Origin of the sequence: Actinoplanes philippinensis (assembly GCF_900113015.1) — a bacterium.
Lineage (GTDB): Bacteria > Actinomycetota > Actinomycetes > Mycobacteriales > Micromonosporaceae > Actinoplanes > Actinoplanes philippinensis.
The window spans coordinates 763,593-787,564 of sequence record NZ_FONV01000001.1 but is presented as its reverse complement, the minus strand read 5'-3'; the positions used below and the strand labels follow the sequence as shown (position 1 = coordinate 787,564).

20 protein-coding genes are annotated in these 23,972 nt (G+C 70.8%); 12 read left to right on the top strand and 8 right to left on the bottom strand.

From position 1 onward, the window contains the following. Nucleotides 1-64: 64 nt before the first annotated feature. Complete coding sequence (locus tag BM290_RS03450) at nt 65-769, top strand: DivIVA domain-containing protein (protein ID WP_093609762.1); 705 nt, start codon at nt 65-67, stop codon at nt 767-769. A 48-nt stretch (nt 770-817) separates the two neighbouring features. Here the strand turns inward: BM290_RS03450 and BM290_RS03445 are convergent, their stop codons facing one another. Then, nucleotides 818-2,449: a M28 family metallopeptidase gene (locus BM290_RS03445; RefSeq protein WP_093609760.1), complete on the bottom strand. Its 1,632-nt coding sequence runs from the start codon at nt 2,447-2,449 to the stop codon at nt 818-820. A 170-nt stretch (nt 2,450-2,619) separates the two neighbouring features. Between BM290_RS03445 and BM290_RS03440 the strand changes: the two genes are divergently transcribed. The 4 genes from BM290_RS03440 (at nt 2,620) to BM290_RS03425 (ending at nt 6,292) form a co-directional block, all read left to right on the top strand. Next, nucleotides 2,620-3,771, top strand: coding sequence for a HoxN/HupN/NixA family nickel/cobalt transporter (locus BM290_RS03440; protein WP_093609758.1), 1,152 nt, complete (start codon nt 2,620-2,622; stop codon nt 3,769-3,771). Nucleotides 3,772-3,988: 217 nt separating this feature from the next. Then, a complete protein-coding gene (locus BM290_RS03435; protein WP_177319559.1) occupies nt 3,989-5,002 on the top strand; it encodes a lysylphosphatidylglycerol synthase transmembrane domain-containing protein in 1,014 nt (337 codons plus the stop codon). A gap of 78 nt (nt 5,003-5,080) precedes the next feature. Continuing rightward, nucleotides 5,081-5,821, top strand: a complete 741-nt coding sequence (locus BM290_RS50535) for a CPBP family intramembrane glutamic endopeptidase (protein ID WP_177319558.1) — start codon at nt 5,081-5,083, stop codon at nt 5,819-5,821. 114 nt (nt 5,822-5,935) lie between these two features. After that, complete coding sequence (locus BM290_RS03425; RefSeq protein WP_093609752.1) at nt 5,936-6,292, top strand: VOC family protein; 357 nt, start codon at nt 5,936-5,938, stop codon at nt 6,290-6,292. Nucleotides 6,293-6,335: 43 nt separating this feature from the next. On the opposite strand, the gene BM290_RS03420 is transcribed toward BM290_RS03425, so the two are convergent. The 3 genes from BM290_RS03420 to BM290_RS03410 all read right to left on the bottom strand — a co-directional run bounded on the left by BM290_RS03420 (nt 6,336) and on the right by BM290_RS03410 (nt 15,200). After that, nucleotides 6,336-9,410 (bottom strand): RICIN domain-containing protein, encoded by a 3,075-nt coding sequence (locus BM290_RS03420; protein ID WP_093609750.1) that lies wholly within the window; start codon nt 9,408-9,410, stop codon nt 6,336-6,338. A 100-nt stretch (nt 9,411-9,510) separates the two neighbouring features. Then, complete coding sequence (locus BM290_RS03415; protein ID WP_203779065.1) at nt 9,511-14,316, bottom strand: family 43 glycosylhydrolase; 4,806 nt, start codon at nt 14,314-14,316, stop codon at nt 9,511-9,513. 218 nt (nt 14,317-14,534) lie between these two features. Further along, a complete protein-coding gene (locus tag BM290_RS03410) occupies nt 14,535-15,200 on the bottom strand; it encodes a hypothetical protein (protein ID WP_093609746.1) in 666 nt (221 codons plus the stop codon). Nucleotides 15,201-15,303: 103 nt separating this feature from the next. On the opposite strand from BM290_RS03410, the gene BM290_RS03405 reads away from it, so the two are divergent. From BM290_RS03405 to BM290_RS03390, 4 genes are all read left to right on the top strand, one after another. Next, nucleotides 15,304-16,065, top strand: coding sequence for an NYN domain-containing protein (locus BM290_RS03405; RefSeq protein WP_203779066.1), 762 nt, complete (start codon nt 15,304-15,306; stop codon nt 16,063-16,065). Beyond that, nucleotides 16,062-16,685: a TetR/AcrR family transcriptional regulator gene (locus BM290_RS03400; protein ID WP_093609742.1), complete on the top strand. Its 624-nt coding sequence runs from the start codon at nt 16,062-16,064 to the stop codon at nt 16,683-16,685. The genes BM290_RS03405 and BM290_RS03400 overlap by 4 nt, the downstream gene beginning before the upstream one ends. 22 nt (nt 16,686-16,707) lie before the next feature. Beyond that, a complete protein-coding gene (locus tag BM290_RS03395) occupies nt 16,708-17,040 on the top strand; it encodes a DoxX family protein (RefSeq protein ID WP_093609740.1) in 333 nt (110 codons plus the stop codon). 188 nt (nt 17,041-17,228) lie between these two features. Then, a complete protein-coding gene (locus BM290_RS03390) occupies nt 17,229-18,326 on the top strand; it encodes an FAD-dependent monooxygenase (RefSeq protein ID WP_373871015.1) in 1,098 nt (365 codons plus the stop codon). A gap of 364 nt (nt 18,327-18,690) precedes the next feature. Here the strand turns inward: BM290_RS03390 and BM290_RS03385 are convergent, their stop codons facing one another. Both BM290_RS03385 and BM290_RS03380 read right to left on the bottom strand, forming a co-directional pair. After that, on the bottom strand, nt 18,691-19,137 hold the full coding sequence (locus tag BM290_RS03385) for a hypothetical protein (protein WP_093609736.1): 447 nt from the start codon (nt 19,135-19,137) through the stop codon (nt 18,691-18,693). Nucleotides 19,138-19,305: 168 nt separating this feature from the next. After that, a complete protein-coding gene (locus BM290_RS03380; protein ID WP_239143270.1) occupies nt 19,306-20,505 on the bottom strand; it encodes an MFS transporter in 1,200 nt (399 codons plus the stop codon). 30 nt (nt 20,506-20,535) lie between these two features. Between BM290_RS03380 and BM290_RS03375 the strand changes: the two genes are divergently transcribed. Next, nucleotides 20,536-21,393, top strand: a complete 858-nt coding sequence (locus BM290_RS03375) for an arylamine N-acetyltransferase family protein (RefSeq protein WP_093609734.1) — start codon at nt 20,536-20,538, stop codon at nt 21,391-21,393. 184 nt (nt 21,394-21,577) lie between these two features. Beyond that, entirely contained in the window at nt 21,578-22,030 is a 453-nt protein-coding gene (locus tag BM290_RS03370) for a GNAT family N-acetyltransferase (protein ID WP_239143271.1), read from the top strand. A gap of 152 nt (nt 22,031-22,182) precedes the next feature. On the opposite strand, the gene BM290_RS03365 is transcribed toward BM290_RS03370, so the two are convergent. Continuing rightward, complete coding sequence (locus BM290_RS03365) at nt 22,183-22,689, bottom strand: winged helix-turn-helix transcriptional regulator (RefSeq protein ID WP_093609730.1); 507 nt, start codon at nt 22,687-22,689, stop codon at nt 22,183-22,185. Nucleotides 22,690-22,745: 56 nt separating this feature from the next. Between BM290_RS03365 and BM290_RS03360 the strand changes: the two genes are divergently transcribed. Beyond that, the gene (locus BM290_RS03360; protein ID WP_093609728.1) at nt 22,746-23,258 is read left to right on the top strand and encodes a PaaI family thioesterase; all 513 of its coding nucleotides are present in this window, start codon (nt 22,746-22,748) and stop codon (nt 23,256-23,258) included. A 151-nt stretch (nt 23,259-23,409) separates the two neighbouring features. On the opposite strand, the gene BM290_RS03355 is transcribed toward BM290_RS03360, so the two are convergent. Next, nucleotides 23,410-23,940 carry a DinB family protein gene (locus tag BM290_RS03355; RefSeq protein WP_203779068.1) on the bottom strand — a complete coding sequence of 177 codons (531 nt, stop codon included), beginning with the start codon at nt 23,938-23,940 and terminating at the stop codon, nt 23,410-23,412. Nucleotides 23,941-23,972: the final 32 nt, after the last annotated feature.

Here is a 23,972-nt window from a genome sequence, read left to right as displayed (position 1 = left end):
GGGCACCGGGCCGTTGCGTAGGATTTCTGGCCGCACGACCCAACCAAGGGAACCGAGGAGCACGATGCCGCTCACTCCAGCAGACATTCACAACGTGGCGTTCAAGAAGCCGCCGATCGGGAAGCGTGGATACGACGAGGAGGAGGTCGACGCCTTCCTCGACGAGGTCGAGTCCGAGCTGACCCGGCTCCTGGAGGAGAACGGCGCTCTCAAGGACCAGCTCCAGCGCGGCGGTGGCGGTGGCGGCGGCAACCCGGCCGCGACGATGGTCCTCAACAACGAGTTCGCCGACCTGGCCGCCCAGCTGGAGCGGCTGCAGGAGGCGCGGGCCCGGGCCGAGCAGAACGCCCGTAACGTGCAGGACCAGTTGCAGCGCGCCCGCAGCCAGGCGCCGTCGGGGGCACTGCCGGCGCTCAACGCCGCCGACGACGACCGCAACTCGCGGGTGCTGATGATGGCCCAGCGGACCGCCGACGAGCACATGCGTGACGCGCAGCGCGAGTCCGAGACGCTGATCACCGGCGCGCAGAGCAAGGCCGACCAGTTGGTCAGCGAGGCCCAGATCAAGGCCGCGACCATCGAGTCGGACGCCCGGCGCAACCACACCGAGGCGATGGACAGCCTGGTCGAGAAGCGGGCCGCGGCGCTGGACGAGATCGAGCGGCTGGGCCAGCTCGCCACCAGCTACCAGGAGGCGCTGACCAACCACGTCCAGCAGCAGCTGATGGACCTGACCGCGGCGCCCGAGCCGGGCGGCCGCGACATCTGACGGTTCCTTCGGATGGCCCGCCCCGTCTCCGGGGCGGGCCATCCGCCGTCAGGCTTCCGGATGGTGCGGCGCGTGGCCGCCGTCGCCGGTGTTGAAGGTGCCCTGCGGACCCGCCGGAGCGGGCAGCCGGATCGGCTTGCCGGGGACCGGCTTGCCCTTCACCCCGTTCACCGCCTCGGTCGAGTAGGCGAAGGTGAGCTGCGCGAACGCGATCAGGTCGCTGTTCACTTCGAGGGCCTTGCGGTCCAGGTTGGTGATGGTGTCACCGGCCTCGTGGTAGTTCGGGTCGAACGACGCCCCGGCGGTGCCGCCCCAGATCGTGGCCTGCTGCTCGGTCTTGACCACCTCGGCGCCGGTGAACAGGCCACCGGACGGGATGCCCGCCTCGATGAACGCCTGGTAGTCGCTGCGGCCGGAGAACTCGGCATCGTCGTACGGCAGCTTCTTCCACGTGTAATACGACTCGAAGAGGTCCTCGAGCGCGGTCGAGCCCTCCGGCACCACGACCGGCGCCGGGAACGACGACTGGTCCGCGTCGTACACCTGGAAGATGTAGTTCGGCGAACCGACCATGTCGTAGTTCAGGTAGAGCGCGATCCGGTCCTTCTCCGCCTGGGACAGCTCTGCGACGTACGCCGCCGAGCCGAGCAGACCGTCCTCCTCGGCGCCCCACCAGGCGAACCGGAGGGTGTTCTGCGGCTTCGTCCGGGCCAGGGTCAGCGCCGTCTCCAGGATGGCGGCCGAACCGGAGCCGTTGTCGTTGATGCCCGGGCCCGCGGTCACGCTGTCCAGATGCGAGCCGGCCATCACCACGTTGTTCCGGTTCCTGCCGGGCAGCTCGGCGATCACGTTGACGTCGGTGCGGGTCTCGGTCGGCAGGACCCGCACGTGCGCCGTCGAACCCGCCGCCGCCAGGGCCGCGCCGTCGGCGAAGCTGGCGCCCACCACCGGGATCGTGACGCCCGGGTCGTCACCCAGCGTGCCGACGATCAGCGCCTCCCGGGTCGGGTCGTTGCCCTGGTTGAACAGGACCACCGCCTCCGCGCCGGCCGCCTCGGCCGCCTGCGCCTTGACGATGAAGTTGCAGGTGCCCCGCTGGATCAGGGCGATGTCGGCGGGGCCGCTGAAGTCCAGCCCGGTGAAGTCGGCGGCCTCGCAGGCGCTGCTGGAGGCCCGGTCGCCGGTCAGGTTGATGTCGACCGGGATCACCTTGCCGGTGACGTCGCCGGCCGGGCTGTTGGTGAAGGCGCCGGTCTCGTACGACGCTGCCGCCGGGGTGATCTGGTCGAGCACGGCCGGGAACGCGAACTGGAACTCGAACGGGTCCAGCGTCACCCGGTAGCCGGCCTTGCGCAGCAGACCTGACACGTACCTGACGCTGTCCGCGTAGCCCTTCGTGCCGGCCGCGCGGCTACCCGGGTAATACGGGTCGGTGCTCCGGTCGGCGATCCGCTGGAACTCCTTGAGGTGCTTGAGCACCCCGTCCACCGTCACGCATTTCAGGACTTCGGCATAGGTGTCGTTGACCTGTTTGGCGCACTTGTCGTACCCGTGCCCGTGCCCGTGGCCGCCTGCTGAAGCGGCGGTGGCCGGGGCGACGGTCAGCACGGTGGCGATCGCCGCCGCGCTCAGGGCACGGATCGAACGGCGCCGGGTCGGCGCCACGTCGTCGTGACTCATCTACGGATTCTCCTGTCCCATGTGGAGCTCGCATCACCGTAAGAGAAGGCGGGCGTCGATGGCCACCGGCTGAAATCGGTCTGTCATAAGTGATATGTGGCGTCACTCTGAAGAACGCCATCGCCGTTGTACGGCCATTCAGTGGCATTTCGGTTACTACGTTATGTTAGGTGCTCTTCTCTGGTCTTTTCCGGTCACTCGGTGCGATCGCCGGCGGCGTCGCCCTGGGCGCCCTCCTGTATCCCGCTGTCTCGCTCGCCACCGCACCGATGCCGACGGGTGCCGGCGCATTCGAGGTCACCCAGAGCTACGATCCGGGGCAGCCCACGAGCGTCCAGATGAACGTCGTCCTGGACCGGACCGCCGGCCGAGGGCCGGGCGACATCACCCGCAGTGAGAACGGGCGTGCGATCAGCGTGCGGCTCGTCCTGTCCGGCGGTGGTACGGGTGACAGCATGCTCGACGCCCTGAGGGAACCTCTGTCGTCCCCGTGGGCGCTGCCGCTCCTGATCGGGGCGTGCGCCGTCCTCGGCGGCCTGCACGCTCTGACCCCGGGCCACGGGAAGACCATGCCCGCCACCTGCCCGGTCGGTTCCCGGCGCACACCGCGGCAGGCGCTCACCCTGGCCGGCGTCATCACCGTCGCCCACACCGGTTGGGTCCTGCTGATCGGCGCCGCGGTCCTGGCCGCCGGCCACTACCTGGTCCCCGGCGTCCTGGCCCCCGCCCGGCAGGCCGCCGCCGGCCTGATCGTCCTGATCCTGGGCGCTCGCCTGCTGCGCCGCCGCTGGACCGACCTGCCCCGTCACCACCCCACCGCCTTCCGCCGGCGCGCCGGATCCCGCGGGAACGACAGCACCCATCCGCACTCCCATGACCAGGACCACCCGCCGGTCCGCCTGCGTCGTCACGCCGGGGGACACCCGCGCCACCACGCCCACTCGGAGCACGTCAACGGCCACACCGTGCGAGTCCTCGACGCGGCTCCGGCAAAGACCCGCATGCGCGAGCTGATCGCGATGGGCGCCGCCGGCGGCATCATCCCGTGCCCCGAGGCGCTCGGCGTCCTGATCCTCGCCACCGGCCTGAACCGGACCGCGCTGGGTCTGATCATGATCATCTCCTTCGGCGCCGGCCTGGCCGCCGTCCTGGTGGCCCTGGCCCTGACCCGGGTGACCGCCCGAGACCGCATGACGGCCGCCACCCCATCCGCGGCAGGCCCACTGCTCACCCGCCTACCCCTGCTCTCGGCGGCCCTGGTGACCGCCTTGGGCCTGGTCGTGACGACCACCGGCCTACTGCATCTCCCACCCCTGCGCTGAACCCCGTGGCCGGGGTGGTGGGGGCCGTTCCGGAGGCTGGTTGTCGGGGCTGTTGCTGCGTGGCGCGGCAGTCCCGGTGACCAGCCGATGTGGTGGCGGCGCGTGTGGGGCGGGCTGAGAGTGGGCTGAGATGTACCGCGCCCGCGGTATCCGGGGTGCCCGCGCTGGGAGGACGACGGGACGGGGGCCGGCGAGCAGGCTGAACAGCGTGACGTCGATGGTGGGGAGTGCCGTTCGCGGGGTGTCGCCGGGCCGGTGGCGGTGGCTGCGGGTGGGGCTGGTTCCGCTGGTCGCGGTGGTGGCCGTGGTGGTGTTGCGGGGGCGGCTGCCGGATCCGGGCACGGTCGGGGCCATCCTGCTCACCGCCGACCCGTGGTGGACGATGGCCGCGGTCGGGGCGGCTCTGGTGTCTCAGGTGGCGTTCGCTCTGCAGCAGCGGCGGCTTCTCGGCGGGCTCGGCGTGGACCTGCCGCATCGGCGGGCGGTGGCGCTGACGGTCAGCCGATCGGCGATGAGCATGGCGTTGCCGGCCGGGTCGGCGGTGTCGGCGGCGTTCGCGTTCCGGATCTATCGGCGGCACGGGGCGAGCGGAACCGTCGCGGCGATCGTCACGGCGGTGTCGGGGCTGCTGTCGGTGGCGGCGCTCGGGCTGCTCTACGGGGCGGGCTGGCTCGTGGCGAATCCCGGGCACCTCGGTCCTGTGGTGGTGGGCGGTGCTCTGGGCGTACCCCTGATGGGGTTGATCGTGCGGGGTCAGCGGGACCGGATCGCCTCCCTGGCCCGGCGGATCGCGCTGCGGTGGCCGGCCCTCGGGGTGGCCGCGCGCGGGGTGCGTGACCTGCCGCGGCGTAGCTGGCTCGGGGCCCTTCGCGCGGCCGTCGTCAACTGGCTGCTCGACATGGTGTGCCTGGCCGCGGCGGCTGCGGCCGGTGGGGCGGAGATCGGGTGGGGCCGGCTGGCGCTGATCTATCTGGCAGTTCAGGTGGTGCGGCAGGTGCCGCTCACTCCCGGTGGCGTGGGGCTGATCGAGGTGAGCATGCTGGCCGGGGTCACCGCGGCCGGGCTGCCCGAGGCGACCGGGGCGGCGGTGGTGCTGCTCTACCGGCTGGTCTCGTTCTGGCTGATGCTGCCGCTGGGCCTGATCGGATGGCTACGGTTGCGGCGCGACGGCGATGAGCGGCGCGGCGCCAACGGGGCGGCGCGACGACAACGGGCGCCGCGGGCAGCGTGAGGGGAGGCGGGTGGCGTTCGGGCGGGTGATCGATCATCATGATGCGTCATGACGGCCGCCGGCTCTGTGCTGATCGTGATGATCTTTGCGTTTCTGCTTGTCAACACTGTGGTGGGGGTGTGGCGGCGGCAGCGGATCCTGGCGGTGATGGCTGAGCAGCGCGCCCGGTTCTTTCGGAACAGCATCGTCAACCTCGCCGTCCTCGTCGCCGTCGGTTCGATCGCCGTGGATGTTCACCCGGATCTGACGGCCGCTGACGTGGGCTGGCGGCTTCCGGAGGGGAACTGGTCGGACTACCTCTACACGGCGTACATCCTGGTCCTCCTGATCGCTGTCTACCTGCGGTCGCGGAAGGGGCCGTTGTCTCCCGGGACCACCGTGCTGCTGCCCCGCACCGGCGGCGAGCGCCTGCTGGCCGGGGCGGCGGCGGTCGCGTTCGGGGTCGGTGAGGAGTTCCTGTATCGGGGGCTGCTGCTGGCGGCCGGGACGGAGCTTCTCGGGTTGCCGCTGTGGGTGGCGGCCGTGCTGGGCTGGGCGCTGTTCGTCGCGGCGCACGTCTACCAGGGCGGGCGAGCGCTGTTCACGATCGGTCTGCTCGGGCTGATCTTCACGATGCTCTACCTGAGCTCGATGAGCCTGGTGCTCCCGATCATCGTGCACACCCTCTGGGACACGGTGTTTCTCCTGCTGATCCGGCCGCGGCCGGCGGTCGCCGAGCAGGCGCGGGCCGAGGAGGAGATCCCGGCCGTCGTCGTGGAGACGCCGGTGCCGGTGCCGGTCGCCGAGCCGCGCCGCCTTCGCGCAGCCGCGCCGGAGTAGCAGCAGCCGCGGGAATAGCAGCAGCCGCGCCGCAGTAGCAACAGCCGCGCCGGAGTAGAAATCGAAGCGGAAACCGGAACCGGATCGTCCGGAATGGTTCCTAGCATCGGCGGCATGGCTATCGCACGTTTCCCCACCATCGTCCTCGACTGTCCCGACCCGGCCGCGCTCGCGAAGTTCTACGGCGAGATGCTCGACTGGAAGGCCGAACCCTCGGAGGACTGGGTCGACCTCAAGGCCGACTACGGCCAGTGCATCTCGTTCCAGCGGGTCGAGAACTATCGGGCGCCGGCCTGGCCGGAGCAGGAGGTGCCGCAGCAGATGCACCTCGACGTGGTCGTCGACGACCTCGACACGGCCGAGGCCGCGGTGGTCGCGCTCGGCGCCACCCGGCACCCGCACCAGCCGGGCACCACGTTCCGGGTGTTCCTCGACCCGGCCGGGCACCCGTTCTGCCTCTGCCTCAACTGACGGTCGTGGGCGCCGGCCCGAGGACCGGCGCCCACGTCACGGGTCAGCGCTTGTGGACGAGCGTGATGCGGTAGGTGGTGGTGGCGGAACCGTCCTCGCCGGTGATGACGACGGTGCGGGTGGCGCCCGAGCCGGTGACCGTCGCGGTGGCGTACGGGTCGGTGGTCTCCACGGTCACCAGGGCACGCTTCGGCTCGCCCGCCGGCACCCGCCAGGTCGTGACGGCCGGGTCGAAGTCCGGGATCGGCACGTCGTCGACCAGGATCGCCGCGGCTGACGCGTCGCTGCCGGCGCCGGGCGCCTTGGCGTACACCTGAAGCTCGGAAACGGTCAGGTAGCCGTCCGGCGACGGGGTGAGCCGCAGACAGAACGCGCCGGTGGTGCCGGGTGTGAGCGGGATGTCGACGATCGGCGAGGTGACCTTGATCGGCGACCCGGCGACCTGGCAGCCGCCACCGTCGACCGGCGTGCCGGCCTGGACGGTGGCGGCGATGCCACCGCCCGACGAGTTGTCCGGGTAGAAGTGCAGCACCGCGCGGCCCGCCGATCCACCGGCCGGCAGGGTCGCGGTCAGGGTCTCGACCGGGTTGCGGCCCGACCCCTTCCAGTTCGACCAGGCCTTGTCGGTGAGGTTGCCGTTGGTGAGGCCGATCGTCGAGTAGCCGGGCTCGGTGAACGAGGCGCCCACCGTGACCCCGGCGAGCAGCCCCTCGGACGGCGTGGTGACCTGCACCCGGACAGTCGCCGGCAGGGTCTGGCCGGGAACCACCGTCGCGGTGCCGGTCACCGTCACCACGCCGGGCCTGCTGTAGTCGCCGGTGCCCCAGGTGACGGGCAGGGTGGCCAGGCTGCCGTTCCGGCCGTACGCGGTGACCGTCGCGGGCATCTGCGGGAGACCGCCGGCGTAGGTCTTGGCCCGCGCCGGCCCGGTCCACGTCCACACGTCCACGGCCACCTTGGCGGTCGCGTCGACCGCACGGCCGAGCGTGTCGGTCGCGGTGCCCCGGACGAGGACGGTGCCCGGCTCGCGCCACTCGGACGCGTCGGGCCGGGTCCAGGTGACCGGCAGGGCGCGGTTCTCGCCGCTGGGCAGGAGGGCGTTCACCGTCGCCGGGAGCGCGGGCGCCTGTCCGGGCACGGTGTGGGCGAGGGCGATGTCGGTGTCCCCGACCGTCTCGTCCTTGAGCGTCCACCGCTGGTTCGCCCCGGAGGTGGGCAGGTAGGTTCCGACGCGCGACCCGTCGGTGGTCGACTCGCCGTTCACGTCGAGCAGCCGTCGCGCGCCCACGTTGATCAGCGTGTACGACCCGTCGCCGGTGGTCGAGAGGAGCCACAGCGCGGCGTCGTCGTCGGGGCCGGCGGGCTCGACCACGGCGTTGCCGTCCCGGACCGCCAATCGCTGCCCGGTGCCGGCGTTGATCAGCTGGTACTGCTCGTGGCCGTCGCCCGGCTGCACGGTCCACAGCTGGTCGGTGGCCGCGGTGCTGTTGTCGCGGATCACCAGGCCGGTGCCGGACGGGGTCAGCGAGCGCCGGCTGGGCACCCCCTCGAACCGGTAGGTGCGACCTTCCCGCAGGTGTGACGTTCCGGGGTCGGTGAGCGAGCTGACCAGGAAGGTCGTCACCGACTGGGCGGGGACGGTGAGGGTGGCCCGCTTGTCGGTGACCCCCACCGCGGCGCCCTTGACCAGCTTGCCGCTCGCGCTGGTGACGACGGGGGTGACCGTCGCGCGCTTGCCGACGTGGAATCTCGACAGGTCGATGGTCACGTCCTCCGCGGTGGTGGCCGGGTTGGCGTGCACGACGGTCAGGCCGTCGTCCGCCGAGAGCGCCGCGACGCTCCGGGTGCCGTCGACCTTCACCAGGTGGTCGCCGGGGCGGATGTAGTGGGTGAAGTTCCGGATCGTGTCGAACTTGGTGTTCGTCTGGATCGGGCACGTGGCCAGGGTGTCCGTCGCCGTGCAGTCGAACGGGACGTGGATGGCGCCCCACTGCAGGTTGCCCTCGGCGATCATGTTCTCGGCGTCCTCGACCGGCTGCCACAGCACCCAGGCCGACGGCTCCAGCTCACGCAGGTCGTCGATGATCCGCTGGGCCATGCCGAGGCCGGAGTCCATGCTGGTGAAGTCCTTGCCCCAGCTGCCCTCGACCTCGCTCATCCACAGCGGCTTCTGCTCGGCCTTGGCGATGTCACGCACGCTGGTCCGGCGCCCGGTGCCGTAGGTGTGCACGTTGATCCGGTCGACTGCGGCCCGGGCGGCGGGGGTGAGGCCGTACCAGTCGGTGACCAGGGTCCCGGGGTTGGTCTCGTCCGGCGCCGCGATGGCCCGGCCCGGCGCGGCGCGGTTCAGCGCCTCGATCACCGCGGCCTGCGACGCGGGTCCGGCGTGGGCGCCTTCCTGACGGCCTCCGGTCGGCCGGCCGTCGGAGCCCAGGGTGGTACGCCAGTAGTTCGTGTTCGGCTCGTTGAGCGGCTCGATGGTGTCGACCGTGATCTTGTGCGTCTTCTCCAGGAACTCGGTGACCCGGGTCAGGTAGGTCGCGAAGTCGTCGACCGTCTCGGGCCGGATCTGGTCGGTGTTCGGGTCGAAGCCGCCGCTGACGTACCCACTGACGGTCTGGAACCAGGGCGGCGAGTTGCTGAACGTCTCCCAGTGGTCGACCCGCTTCTTGATCTTGTCGACCCACCAGCGCTGGTTGGCGTCGGCCTGCCAGTTCCAGTGCTCGGGATTGTCCGGGTCCCACCAGTCCTTGTCCACCGGCGTGTACGTGGCCGGGGCCTTCCACCAGCCCGGCACGGCGCCACCGGGCCGGAGGTAGGGGGTGACCGTCGGCGCGTTGCCGCCGCCGATGTTGTAGCGGGCGATGTTGAGGTCGAGCCCGTCCGGGCCGAAGAGCATGTCGGCGAGCTTGTTGCGGATCTCGTCGGGGTAGCCGCCGGTGACGTCGGCGAACCAGGCGAGGCTGGTGCCCCAGCCCTCCCACTCGGGTCCGTGGTAACTCGGGTCGATGCCGATGGTCGTGGCGGCGGTGGCAGCCTCGGCGGCGCCGGCCGCCGCCGGTGTGGCAAGAGGGGAGACGGCCAGCACCGTGGCCGTCAGGAGCGCTCGAATCTTCATCGAAGTCCTAGGTTGTCGGTGGAATGGTTACGTAAACATTTGGCGATGTGGATGTCAACGAGGAGCGGGCCAGGGAGGCCCCTGACCCGCTCCCGCCGCGTCAGGCGACGATGCCGCCGCCGTCCAGGTCGGTGTCGGTCACCTCGTGGACGACCTTTCCGGTACGGGTGTTCCAGATCCGGACGAGGATCGAGTCCTTCCGCCCGTCGACGACCGTGACCAGCACGCTGTAGCCGGCCGCGCCGTTCCACGTGCCGCTGCCCAGGAGCAGCCCGGCCGGCCCGCAGGCCAGCGCCGGAGTCAGGTTCGACGACTCGAAGACACCCTTGGGCGTGCTGATCCACGCCTTCCCGGTGGTCCTGCCGGACCGGGCCAGGAACGCGAAGTCCGTCGTCCCGCTCCAGCCGCTGCCCGCCACCTGACCGGCCTTCGGCTGGTGGACGGTCACGAACGGCAGCACACCACTCGCTGTCGCCCCGTCGTCGTCGCGCACCGTCACCGACGGCCGGTACAGTCCGGCGGCCGTGTAGGTGTGCCGCACCGTGCAGACCCCCGCGGCCACCGTCCCGTTCGACGTGGATCCGTCGCCCCAGGTGGCCGTACAACCGAGGGTGTCGGCGGCGCCGGGGTCACGGACCGGAACCTTCCGGACGATCTCGGTCCGGATCGCGATCGGCGCGTCCGGCGCCGGGTGACCGCCCGGGACCGTGACCGCCGGGACCGCGTTGACCACCGTGATCGTCGCCGTGTCGCTGCTGCTCCCGGCGGTCAGCGTGACCGTGTGGGCACCGTTGTCGGCACAGGTCAGCGTGGTCGCCGCGGCGTGCGGGTCGGCGAGGACGCAGGCGGCCGAGTCGACCGTCCAGGTCGGCCGGTTGGCGCTGTTGGAGACCGTGCCGGCGAGGGCGATCGGGCTGCCCTCGGGGCCGCCGGTGTCCGGTCCGGCCCCCGCGACGGTCACCGGGGCGATGCTCTCCAGCGTCGGTACGACCGGCTTGATCGCCCCGTCCGCCGCGAACTCCAGGTGATCGATGGTGGTCTCCCGGTGCGTGCCGTCGCCGCCGGGGATCGCGAACCGGTGGTAGGCCGTGTACCAGTCATCGGAGCCCGGGACCCGGACCACCGAGTGGTGGCCGGTGCCGAGGATGCCCAGCGACGCGTCCTTCGACAGGATCACACCGGCCCGGTCGCTCCACGGCCCGAGCGGGGACGAGCCGGTCGCGTACGCCACCCGGTAGTCGGCGCTCCGGGTGTCGTTCTCCGACCACATGAAGTAGTAGACGCCGTTGCGCTTGATGACGAAACTGCCCTCGTTGTAGTTCGTGGGCTTGTACGTCTTCACCAGCGCGGGGTCGAACGAGACCATGTCGTCGTTCAGCGGCACCTGGTACGAGGCGCCGTTGCCCCAGTACAGGTACGACTTGCCGTCGTCGTCGGTGAACACCGCCGGGTCGATCATCTGCCCCGGGTAGGTGCCGCCCGCGACCAGCGGCTTGCCGAGCGCGTCGGTGAACGGGCCGGCGGGGGAGTCGGCGACCGCCACGCCCAGGTGCTTGGCCGTGTTGCCGGTGGCCGCCCCGCCGGAGAAGTAGAAGTAGTACTTCCCGTTGCGCTGGGCGATCGTCGGCGCCCACGCGCTGTTGTCGGCCCAGCTCACGTCCGGCCCGAGGTCCAGGATCACCCCGTGGTCGGTCCAGTTGACCAGGTCCTTCGACGAGAACGCGTGGAACTGGGTGCCGGACCAGCCGGCGAACCCGTCGGTCGTCGCGTGGATCCAGAAGGTGTCGCCGAAGACCGAGATGTTCGGGTCGGCGTACAGGCCGGGGATGATCGGCGACTTCATCACGAGGGCGCTGACCACCCACGACCGTCGTGTCCCGTCGGCGGCGGTCACCGTGTACGTCACCGGTTTCGTGAAGTCCTGCGGCGTCGCCGGGTCGATGCTGCTGCCCCGGGCCAGAGTGAAGGAGGGCGCCAGCGACCGGACGTCGGTGCCCGGCTTGACCGGCAGCTTCACCGTTGCGGCGGCGTCGTCGACGATCGCGTCGGCCTTGAGCTCCGGCAGCGTGACCCCGCCGATGCTCGTCGTCCGGCCGGCCAGCTCCAGGATCTCCGAGGCCGGCAGCGCCACGTCGTAGATCCGGAAGTCGTCCACCTCACCGGCGTAGTACGGGTCGGCCGCGTAGAGCGAACGCCCGACATAACCGCTGTAGTTCTTCGACGCGTCGTACAGATCGGACGGCTTGACCGTGACGCCGGTGGCGCTCGCGACCTTCGTGCCGTTCAGGTACATCGCCGCGTTCGGCCCGTCGATGGTGACCGCGAGGTGCTGCCAGCTGCCGCCCGGCAGCGCGGCGCTGTGCGACAGCTGCTTCTCGGCCTGCCAGGACCCGGTGGTGATCGCCGAGAAGAGCACGTTGCTGCCGTTGCGTGGCCCGGTGAACAGGTACTTGTTGCTGTCCGGCCCGAGACCGTAGATCCACTGGTTGATCGTGGTCGACGCGGTCCACTTGGCCCAGACCGACACCGTCACCGCGCTCGCGCCCTTGAGCACGCCGTTCGGGATGGTGACGTACGGCGAGCTCGAACCGCCGGACATCGTGAACGAGCCGTCCTGCACACCGGCGCCCCACGCGGGGGTGCCCACGTAGGTGCCGTTGAAGTCGTTGCCGGAGGTGTCCCGGGCGACGGTGCCGCTGGTCTCGTCGAACTGGTAGCGCAGCCGCAGGCCGACCGACGGGGTGGGCGGCTCCTCGTACCTCGCCGAGATCCGGTCGTACTCGGCCTTCGTGACCGGCAGGATCGTGCCGTGCCGCGGGCGCGACGGCATCGTGTACGTCGGCTCCGGAGTCCACACGCCCGAGTTCAGGTCGGTCGTCGAGAACGGGACGTAACCGCGGCCGCCGTACTCGTCGATGAACAGGTACCACTTGTTCTCGGTGTTCGACTTGAACACCAGCGGCCCCTCGCCCTGGCTCAGCGCGCCCTGCCCGATGCACTCGGCCTGGAAGTCCCAGTTCGTGCTCAGCAGGTCGGCCGACTTCTCCTGGATCAGGAACTTGCTGCACGGCGAGTTCGACGAGTTGTTCCGCTCGTCCTTGGTGATCCGGTGGTAGACGCCGTTGTTCTCGATCACCGTGGAGTCGATCACCGAGTAGCCGGGGTCCTTCCACACCTTCGGCTCGCTGAACGTGCGGAAGTCGCGGGTCGTCGCGTACATCATCTTGTTGTAGGTGCTGCCGGTGTGGTTCGGGTCGTTCTCGGCGTAGAGCTTCGACGCCCAGAAGACCACGTAGGCGCCCAGCTCCTTCGAGTAGAACGCCTCCGGCGCCCACGTGTTGCCGGCCGTGTCCGGGGAGACCTTGACCAGGCGCTGGTCGGTCCAGTTGACCAGGTCGGTGGACTCCCACACCATGATCGACCGGCTGCCGGTGCGCTGGGACGCGTCCCAGTCGCCGTTGCCGTAGATCTTGAGGTCGGTGGCGATCTGGTAGAACTTGTCGCCCTCCGGCGAGCGGATGATGAACGGGTCCCGCAGGCCCTGCGTGCCCAGTGTCGACGTCAGCACCGGGTTGCCGTTGTTGATCTCACGCCAGCTCAGCGGGTTGTTGCCGTTGCTCAGCGCGTTGTAGACCTGCTCGCCGTTCGAGTAGCCCTCGCCGGTGAAGTAGCTGAACAGGTAACCCTCGTACGGCTCCCGGGCCGGCAGCGGCGGGACCGTCGCGGTGAAGTCGCGGGTCGCGGTGGCCGCGCCGACGGTGACGGTGGCGGTCAGCGTGACCGTCCTCGCCGCCTGGCCGGTGGCGGGGCGGTGCACCACCCCGTCGGCCGCGATCGTCGCCGGGTCACTGGACACCCAGCTCGCCTGCGCGGGGAGGGTCAGGTTTCCGCGTACGTCATCGAGGTCGTGGATCGTCAAGGCCTTGACCGCGGCCTGCGCGTTGGCCGCGTCGTCGAGGGCGGCCTCGACCGTCACCGCGAAGGTCTTGGTGCCGGAGGCGTTGCCGCGGCGCAGCGTCGCGGTCAGGGTGGCGTGCGCGTCCGGCTCGCCGGCGGCCGGGCGGGTGATCTTCCCGGCGTCGCTGATCACGTCACCGTCGCTGGAGCGCCAGGAGACCTTCGAGCCGTACGGGCCGGTCGCCGGCAGGCTCAGATCGGCGGTCAGCCCGCTCGTGTCGCCCAGGTCGAGCGCCCCCGAGTCGGCCGTCACCGCCTCGGCGTTGGCGCCCGCGGCCAAGGTCTCCACCTCGCCGGCGGTCAGCGCCCGGTCGTAGACCCGCACGTCCCGCAGCCGGCCCTTGAGCAGCCGGTCGGAGGTGTAGTTGGACTTGCCGAAGTAGTTCGCCGTCGTCGTGCCGCCGCCGATCGCGCTCGGCCGGACGGTGACCGCGGTGTTGGTGGCCACCGCGACGCCGTCCTCGTAGAGGGTGCCGGTCGTGCCGGTCTGCGTGTAGGTGACCGTCTTCCACGTGCCGCGCGCCAGGTTGTGGCCGTCGGCGGGCCGGGTGTTCTGCTCGCCCGTCCAGTTGCCCAGCGAGATCGCGTTGCGGTAGCCGTTGCCGGTGGCGAACAGGTAGCCGTTGCCGGCCCCGGTCGCCGTGTCGGTGTTGCCGAGCCCGTAGAGGAAGTACGGCGTGGCCTGCGCCGGGTCGACCTTCACGTCGAACGACACGCTCACCGCGTCGAGTGACTTCAGAAGATCGTTCGGAGCCTTGATGTACGTGTCCGAGCCGTTCAGCCCGAGACCCTGGCCGGACTGCCAGCCGGGCGTGCCGACGACCGCGCCGTCCCGCCCGTTGCCGGACGAGTCCACGGCCACCGCGCCGGAGGCCTCGTCGAGTTTGTACCAGAGGACCAGTCCGTCGGCGGCTGCCGCCGGAGACGGGACGGTCAGCGAGCCGGCCACGACGGCCAATGCGGTAAGGGGCGTTAACAAATAGGCGCTGCGGCGCCCGGAGCGCCTGCTCATCTGCATGTTTCTCCCAGCCGAGGACGACTTTCCCGTCGATCCACGATCGACGGGCGGGTAACGGGGGTGTTGCCAGAGTGTTAGCGCTCACAGCCGTGGCGTCAAGAACTTGTCAGGCCTTTGTTTCTCCACTGTGTCGCCTCGCTGCGGTCGCCTCACCGCGCCAGGCCCGCCCAGCGCCGCCACTGCCGGATGGCGGGCAGCAGCTCCCGCTCACGGGCGTCGGCCATCATCCGGACCCACATCGACTGGTAGGTCACGTCGAGGGCCGGGGCGGTCAGGTCCACCTCGAACAGCATCCGGGTGGCCGCCGTGGCGTGGCTCGCCATCGCCATGTCCCGGGCGCCGCGCTGGGCCCGCGGATCGTCGGCGTCGTCGAACGGGAACGTCACGATCAGCGCGATCAGCTCGTAGTAGTCACCGAACGCGAGCATGCCGGTGGCGGTGGTCAGGTAGCGGACATGGGTGGCCGCCGGGACGTCCGGCGGCTCGGCGCACAACACCCCGACGGCCCGGCGGCGCATCCGCTCGGCGTGGTGCAGCTGGGTGGCCCGCAACGCGCGGCCGGCCGGCGTGGTGACCAGCCGGGTCTCGTCCGGACGGTCCACCGAGCGCAGTTGCAGCAGGTGCGGCTCGGCCAGATCGTCGACGAGCAGAGCGGCGATGCGGGCGATCTCCGCGTCCGCCGGGCCGAGTGCCGCGGGCAGGGCCGCCTCCCGGCCGGCGAGCGCGGTCCGCAGCTCGGTGAGCGCCTCGGCCCGGCCGCACGGCCCCGCCTCGTCGAGCAGGGCCCGCAGGCCGGGAGTCGTCCAGGGCGCCATTTACTCACGATACTGGCCGAACCGTCCGAATTCGAGACTCGTCGATATAACGACGTCGGCGGGTGGGTGGCCGGGGCGGGGCCTATCCTCGGACGGTGTGGCGGTGAATGACAACTCGGCGAAACTGGCCGTTCTGATCGACGCGGACAATGCGCAGGCGTCGATCGTCGACGGGCTGCTCGCCGAGGTGGCGAAATACGGGACGGCGCACGTCAAGCGGGCCTACGGCGACTGGACCGGCACCAGCCTGCGCGGGTGGAAGGACCAGCTGCTGGCCCAGTCGATCCAGCCGATCCAGCAGTTCTCCTACACCACCGGCAAGAACGCCACCGACGCCGCGATGATCATCGACGCGATGGATCTGCTGTACACCGGGCGGTTCGACGGGTTCTGCATAGTCTCCAGCGACAGCGACTTCACCCGGCTGGCGTCGCGCATCCGCGAGTCCGGCCTGACCGTGTACGGGTTCGGCGAGCGCAAGACCCCGAAGCCGTTCGTGGCCGCCTGCGACAAGTTCATCTACACCGAGAACCTGTCCGAGCCGGAGGACGTGCCCGCGCCGCCGCCCAGCCCCGTCTCGGCGTCCGCCCAGCTCCGCGGCGACACCAGCCTGATGAACCTGATCCGTTCCGCGGTCGAGGCCGCCTCCGGTGACGACGGCTGGGCGCCGCTGGCCGCGGTCGGGCACATCATCACCAAACAGCGGTCCGACTTCGACCCGCGCAGCTACGGCTACCCGAAACTGGGCGGGCTGGTCACCGCGATCGGGCTGTTCGACATCGACCGGCGCGACTCCGGCGACGGCAAACCGGCGATCATCTGGATCCGTGACAAGCGACGGCCGGGGAAGAAGGCGGCCGAGTGACCACGCGCGGGCGGCGGCGCGACGCCGAGGAGAACCGCGACCGGATCCTGCGGGCGGCGCGGACCCTGCTCGCCCGGCACCCGGCGGCCAGCATGGACGACCTGGCCCAGGCCGCCGGCGTGGTCCGGCGGACGGTCTACGCCCACTTCCCCAACCGTGACGAGCTGCTCGCCGGGCTGGCCGACAAGTGCTCGGCGGATCTGCTGGAGGCGCTCAGCCGTACCGACAGATCCGGTCTCGACCCCGAGGTCGCGCTGGCCGATTTCGCGATCACGCTGTGGACCGCGGGCGAGCAGTATCGCCTGCTCATCTCCCTGGCCGAGAGCAACCTCGGGATGGCCGGACTGCGCGAGCTGCTGCATCCGATCGCCGCGCAGAGTTTCGCGCTGCTGGAGCGGGCCCGGGCGAGCGGCCGGTTCGCGACCCATCTGCCGCTGCCGGTGCTGAGCGCCGCCCTGCAGGCGATGACGCTGGCCATGATGCAGGCCGCCAACGACGAGCTGTGGGCCGACGACGGCACCCGCGCGGCGACCGCGGTGCTGGTGGCGGCCGGTCTGCCGGCGCCCGCCGCGGAGGAGGCGATCCGGCGAGCCATGTCACAGGATGTTGCACACCGCTGAGCATGAAAACTAGCCTGCTCGTGTGAACACCGTGCTGGCGGGCATCGTCATCGTCTTCTTCGGCGTCCAGGGCATCGCCCGGCTGAGCGCCGCCCCGGAGCATCAGCGCGCCGCGGCGTACCACTTCGGGGTCTCCCTCTCCGAATACCGCAAGGTCTCCGGCCTGCTGATCCTCGGCGGTCTCGGGCTCGCCGCCGGCCTCGCCGTGCCACCGCTCGGCGTCGCCGCCGCCGTCGTCCTCGTGATCCTCATGATGATCGTCGCCGGGCTGCGCGTGCTCTCCCAGGACGGGGCGCTCCGCGTCGCGCTGCCCCTCGCCGCCGCCGCCCTCACCGCCGGCGCCCTGGTCTGGTGAAACGTCTTCTCCCCACCGCGCTCCTCGGCGCCGCCCCGGTCGCCGTCCCCGCGGCGGCGCCTGGTCGGCGGCGTTACGGGCCGGCGGCCGGTTGATCTCGTCCGGGCCGGGCCGGCGGTGGGGTGCCGGCTGTCCGGTTGTCGGCACTACGATCCGATGACGGTCGATGAAGGGGATTCTGGATCGTCATGGACGTACTTGTGGTGGGTGGCGGCATCGCGGGCCTCGCCCTGGCCCGGGCGCTGCGCCGGCGCGACGTGCCGGTGACCGTCGCCGAACGCAGCGACGACGACACCGGCGGCCTGGCGATCAACCTGCCCGGCAACGCGATAGCCGCCTTCGCGGCGCTCGGGCTCACCGACGGCCTCCACAAGATCGGCCGCCCGACCGGGCGCCGTGAGTACCGGTCCAGCCGCGACCGGCTCCTCTTCCAGGTCGACGAGGACGCCTTCTGGGGCCCCGAAGCCCGGCCCCGCTGCGTACGCCGCTCCGACCTGCTGGCCCTCCTCGCCGACGGCCTCGACGCCACCGTCCGCCGATCACTCCCGGTCACCTCGGTGCGCCCGGTGGCCGGCGGCGCCGACGTCGAGTTCGGCGACGACACCGGCGAACGGTTCGGTTTCGTCGCCGGCGCCGACGGCGTCCGCTCGGTCGTCCGCGCCACCGCGATCGGCGCGACCGCCACCCAGGCGTCCCTGCTCAGCGCCGCAAGCTGGCGATTCATGGCCCCCAACCCGGGCGTCGACTGCTGGACCGTGTGGTCCGGCCCCGGCGGCGCGTTCCTGCTCATCCCCGTCGACGACCACCAGGTCTACGGTTACGCCTCGGCCACCGGCGGCGGCCAGGTCAGCGCCGACGCGTCCTGGCTCCGGACATCCTTCCGCGACTACCCGGCCACCGTCCGCCGCGCCGTCGACAGCGTCACCGATCTCTACCACTCACCGATCGAAGAGGTCCGTACCCCCAGTTGGTCCGCCGGCCGCTGCGTCCTCGTCGGCGACGCCGCCCACGCCACCGCCCCCGTCTGGGCCCAGGGCGCCGCCCTCGCCGTCGAAGACGGCCTGGTCCTGGCCGACCTCCTGGCCACCGGCGACTGGGACGCCGTCGGCGGCCACTACGAACGCCTCCGCCGCGACCGCGTCACCCACGTCCAGGCCGCCACCGACCGCTTCGCCCGCACCGCGGCCCTGCCCCCATGGCTGCGGCACGCGCTGATGCCGATGATCGGCCCGCGCGGTTACCGCGACACCTACAACCCGCTGCGCCACCCGTTCCCGACACCCTGACGCGGAGGCCTTTCACGGTACGGCCGACCCCGTCCCCCGAACCGTGACCGTCCCGGACCGCCCCGCGACGTAGCCGCAACTCCAGACCGCAACGCGCCCGCCGGGGCACATCCCGGTGCCGGGCCTACGCCGCCCCGACCGCTGCCGCGACGACGGGGTCCGTAACGCGTTCACAGGCCCGCCGTGTCGCCGACCCGGTCCGGCGGCGTTCCGTCGCCGTTGTTGTCGCGCTGTGCGCCGGCCGGGTTTCCGGCTGCTCATTGGGGCCTTGAGTGGGCAAGCGGTGCCGATGCTCCGGGATCGGCAACACGCCTACCGCGATCTGCCGGCCCGTAAGACGACGCGCCGCGGGACGACGGGGTGGTCAGTTCGGGGTGAAGAGGCCCTGGAGGCCGACGATGATCGCGATGATGCCGAAGACGGCGACCAGCAACGCCGGGCCGGAGAGGTCGGCCGGGTTGGGGGCCGGTGTGGGGGCCGTCGCGGGCTCGTGCGAGGTGGCGCCGGGGGCCGTGGAGGCCGGGACCGGGGTGGCGGGGGCCAGCGGGCGGCGGCCGGTGAGGCGTTCCCAGGCGAGGATCACTCCGACGGCGATGCCGACCACCTCGAAGTGGAACAGGTGCGGGCCGGAGATCAGGTGGACGATCAGGAAGTAGCCCCCGGCCACGAGGGCGATGATGCCGATCAGCCAGCGCCACGGGGCGATCCGGGCGGTCACACGGGCGATCACGGGGAACCGGCCGAGCAGGGGAATGGCGAGCAGCAAGCCGCCGATGATGTTGGCGGCGTCGAGCAGCAGGGCCATCAGCATGGGTGTCCGTCCTTCGGTCAGCGTCCCGCCACAAGACTAACTTGGAGCGCTCCCATTCGCATCGTGGTGGATCCGCCGCAGGTCAGCGAGGGTGGCCCGGAAGGCCGGGCGCCAGGCGGGTGCCCCGAGAAGGCGGGCCGGAGATGGCCTGAAGTTCGAGGAGGTGGGTCAAGCGGGTGGCTGCGGGGAGGGGCGCAGCAGGGGGCGGATCAGGCGGGTGGCCAGCAGGGCCAGCAGGCACAGGGCGGCCAGGCTCAGGTAACCCGCCCGGAAGGAGCCGGTGGCGTCCTTGACGGCGCCCAGGGCGTACACGAAGGCGAAACTCCCCAGGTTGGCGCAGAAGTTGCCGAAACCGCTGATCAGGCCGGCGTTCCGGTCGCCGAGGACCTGGAGGGGGAGGGCGAACAGCGGGCCGAAGTAGACCTGGATGGCCAGGGAGATCAGGGCTACCACGGCGAGGACCCCGAGCATTCCGGGTACGTACGTGAGCAGCGCCAATCCGGCTGTCAGAACGGTGAGGGAACCGCCGATGACCAGCAGCGGGCGGTTGATCCGGTCGGAGAGGTAGCCGCCGAGGTAGTTGACCGGCGCGCTGATCGCCGACGCGACCGCCGCGACGAGGCCGGCGGTGGCCAGGGACTGGCCGCGGTCGACGACGAGATAGGTGGGCAGCCAGAAGGTGAACCCCTGCGCGACGGCCAGCCGGGTGAACTGGATGACACCGGTGAGCTGCACGATCCGCTTCCGGATCAACCGGGGCAGTTCTCTGAACCGTACCGTCGAGGAAGTGGGTTTGCCCGAAGCCGGACCGGCCAGGAACCGGTAGAGGCCCAGCGACAGCAACCCGAAACCGGCGAACAGGGCGAACAGCAGCCGCCAGCCGAGCGGCCCGACCAGGAGTGGCCCGACCGCGCTGAGCAGGATGTTCGACGAGAAGCCGCCGACCACGTAGAGGCCCATGGCGGTGGCGCGACGGCCGGGCGGGAACTGCGCGGTCATCAGCAGCATGCCGGGGGTGAAGACGAGGGCCCGGAAGAACCCGGCGAGCGCCTGATCGATCAGGAGCAGGGGGTACGAGTCGAGCACCGCGAAGAGCACGGCCAGCAGGTTCATGCCGAACAGCCCGATCATGAACAGCCGTCGTGGGGTGAACCGGTCGGCGAGGTAGCCGGACGGGACCTGCATCAGCGCATAGGTCAGGTTGCTGGCGGCGGCGAGCGTGCCCGCCTGGGTGAAGGTGAGACCCAGGTCGGTGCGGATGAGCGGCAGGAACAGCCCGATCCCGCCGAAGATCAGGCCGATGCTGCTCTGGCAGACGACCAGGACGGTGATGATCGGCCGCCGGGCCCGGGTGTCGCTGATCGTCACCCGTGAATCCTAGGCGGCTAGCGTGTCGGCATGCCCGACACCATCGACGTCCCCGGTTATCTCGCCCGTCTCGGCCTGCCCGAACTGGCCGGTCACGAGCCGTCCGTCCCGGCTTTGCGGGCGCTGCACCGCGCACACGCCGAGCGGGTGCCCTACGAGTGTCTGGAGATCCACCTGGGCCGTCCGACGACGGTCTGCCCGGCCGAGTCGGTGCGCCGCATCGTGGCCGGCCGGGGCGGTTACTGCTTCCATCTGAACGGCGCGTTCTCGGCGCTGCTGCGGGCGCTCGGCTACCGGGTGACGCGACATGTCGCCGGGGTGCAGGGCCGCGCCGATCCGGCGCCGGCGATCAACGGCAACCATCTGGTGCTCACCGTCTCCGGCCTGCCGTCGGCCGAGTCGCCCGAGGGCGACTGGCTTGTCGATCTCGGCATGGGCGACGGCCTGCACGGTCCGCTTCCGCTGGTCGAGGGTCACCACACCGACGGCCCTTTTCGGTACGGGCTACGCGCGTCAGTGGTCGAGCGGGGTGGGTGGCGGTTCGACCACGACCCTCGGTGCGGTTTCCGTGGCATGGACTTCCGAGCGGGTCCCGCCCGTATGTCGGACTTCCGGGAGAAGCACGAGGAGTTGATCACCTCGCCGGAGTCGGGTTTCGTCCGGGTCGCGATGGCCGCCCGCCGGGACGCGACGGGCGTCGATGTGGTGCGCGGCCTGACCCTGTCCCGGATCGGCACGGTTTCATCGAAGACCGTACTCGGCGATGAAGTCACCTATTTCACTGCGCTGGCCGACATTTTCGGGATCGTCCTGCCGCCTGCCGATCGGGCCGTCCTGTGGCCGCGGGTTTTCGAGGCGCACCGGGGCTGGGAGCAGCAGGAGAGCTGATTTGCCAACGCGAATACCTCTCTGATTAGGTAAGGCTTACCTTATCAAGTTGACGGAGGTTCAGGCGTGGGGGCACGCGTGATTCGAAATGTCTGAAAATAGAGGTTCGGTCGTCCTTACCGAGAAGGTCGACATCGATGAGCTTGCCGCGGTATATCGACGGGTCCACGCGGCCGATCTCCACTTGACCGACCACAGTGACCCGTCGGTTGAGGACCGTCTGCGTTGGACGGCCGAGGCGCCCGGATTCCAGGCCGCACTCGGCTACGTGGACGGTGAGCTGGTCGGATCCGTCATGGGCTGTCCACTGCCGCCGGAGACGCTCTGGTGGCGCGACATGACCGATGTGAACGATCCGGACCTGGTCGCCGAATGGGACGGTCGCACGTTCGCCATCTGCGAGGCGTTCGTCGACCCGGCCCAGCAGCGGCACCGGCTCGGCGTACGGATGGTGGCCGAGCTGCTGGACCAGCGCAAGGAGGAACGTGTCTCGCTCGCGGTCGCCGAGACCAACACCCGGGTGTGGCACGCCCTGCAGCGCCTGAGGTTCGAGCACGTCGGGGACCTGATCCCGTTCCCCGGCTGGCGTCCGCACCGGATGCTGGTGCGCGCCTTGCCGCTCAGCTCCTCACGCTGAGCAGTCCACGGCCCGGCAGGTTCCGGCCGGCGCGTCGTCCTCGGTGGACCAGCGGGCCGGCCGGTCGACCGGGCGCAGCGCCTCCGGCCAGGACGGTCCCGGGCCCCGGCCGCGCCCGCCGGTCGAGGCGATGCTCAGGCGCCGGCCGTCGCTCAGGACTCTCGGATCGACGCCGTCGCATCGGGCGAGCGTGGCCGGGTGCCCGGGCCGGGGCGTGGCTGGATCTCACGCTGCTTCTCGATCAGATGACCGTCGGCGCAGGTCACGGCGAGATGCAGCTCGGCGCCGCAGTCGCGGTGGACGTACTGGATGGGTGGGCCCTCGGCGTCGGCCAGGTAGCGGTTGCCCCACTCGGCGAGCGCGATCATCACCGGGTAGAGGTCGAAGCCCTTCTCGGTGAGCCGGTACTCGTGGCGGACCCGGGAGCCGGGCTCACGATACGGCTCGCGGCGCAGCACCCCGTTCTCGACCAGGCTGTTCAGACGGTTGGTGAGCACCTGGCGGGGGATGTGGGTGCGCACCCGCATGTCGTCGAAACGCCGGATCCCGGAGAACACCTCGCGCAGCACCACGAGTGACCACTTCTCGCCGAGGATGCCCATCGCGCGTTCGATCGTGCAGTTGTCGACGGACCAGTTCAGGGCGGGAGGTGTGGTCATGTGAGGAAGGCTAAGTCTCGTTGACAGACTCATCAAGTCTCTGGAAACCTGCATCCATGACGCAGACTCAGGACGACGTTCGTACCCGGACCTTCGGCTGGACCGATCCGGCCGAGCACGCGAGTCAGATCGGCCGCCGCAGCGGACTGGAGCTGCTGCGGGCCATGTCGGCCGGCGAGTTCCCGGCGCCGCCGATCATGCACCTGATCGACCTGTTCGGCATGCGCGTCGAGGAGGGCAGCGTCACCCTCGAGCTCGACCCGCAGGAGTTCCACTACAACCCGCTCGGCACCGTCCACGGCGGGGTCCTGTCCACCCTCCTCGACACCGCGGCGGCCTGCTCGGTGCACACCACGCTGCCGGCCGGGGTGGGGTATACGAGCATGGACCTCAACGTGAAGTTCCTCCGCCCGGCCACCATCGCCTCCGGGCGGCTGACCTGCACCGGAAGCGTGCTGCAGCGCGGGCGGCGGACGGCGCTCGCCGAGGCCCGCATCACGGACCCGGGCGGGCGCCTGATCGCCCACGCCACGTCCAGCTGCATGATCTTCGAGATCCCGGGCGCCTGAGCCGGCCCGCCTCTCGGCTCCTGTCGCCGGCTCGCCTTTCGCCGGTCTGCTTTGCGGCGCCTTTCGCTGGTCTGCCTCGCGGTGCCTTTCGCCGGTCTGTCTTCCGCCCGCTTTCTCGGGCGCGGGTTTCCGGGGTGCGGCGCGCTCTGTCCTACTCCGGTGGGTCCTCGCCGGTCAGGCCGTCGATCGACTCCCTGATCAGGTCGGCGTGACCGGCGTGCCGGGCGTACTCCTCGATCATGTCGATCATCATCCGGCGCAGGCTCGGCGTACGCCCGTCCGGCCAGGTGAAATCGGCCGGCGTGTCCAGACCGCCCGCGCCGATCGCCTCGGTGATGTTCGCGCGCGAGCGCTCCACGCACTCCTGCCACAGCGCATAGAGGAACTCCGGGCTGTCCTCGGCCGCGCTCCGCCACTCCCAGTCGGTCTCGGCGTCCCAGTCGACGTCCCGCCACAGCGCCGCCGGTTGCCGCCCGAGCCGGATCGAGAAGTACAGGTCCTCACAGAGCGCCAGATGCTTGAGCAGCCCGCCGAGCGTGATCGTGCTGGCCGCGGTCGTGGCCCGCAGCCCGGCCTCATCGAGCCCACCGGTCTTCCAGGCGAGGATGCGCCGCTGCCGCTCCAGCGAACCCACCAACGTCTCCACCTCGGTGCCCGCGGCGGGCGGTCCCATCGGAATCATGCCCGCACGCTAACCTCAATTCCGGACGATCA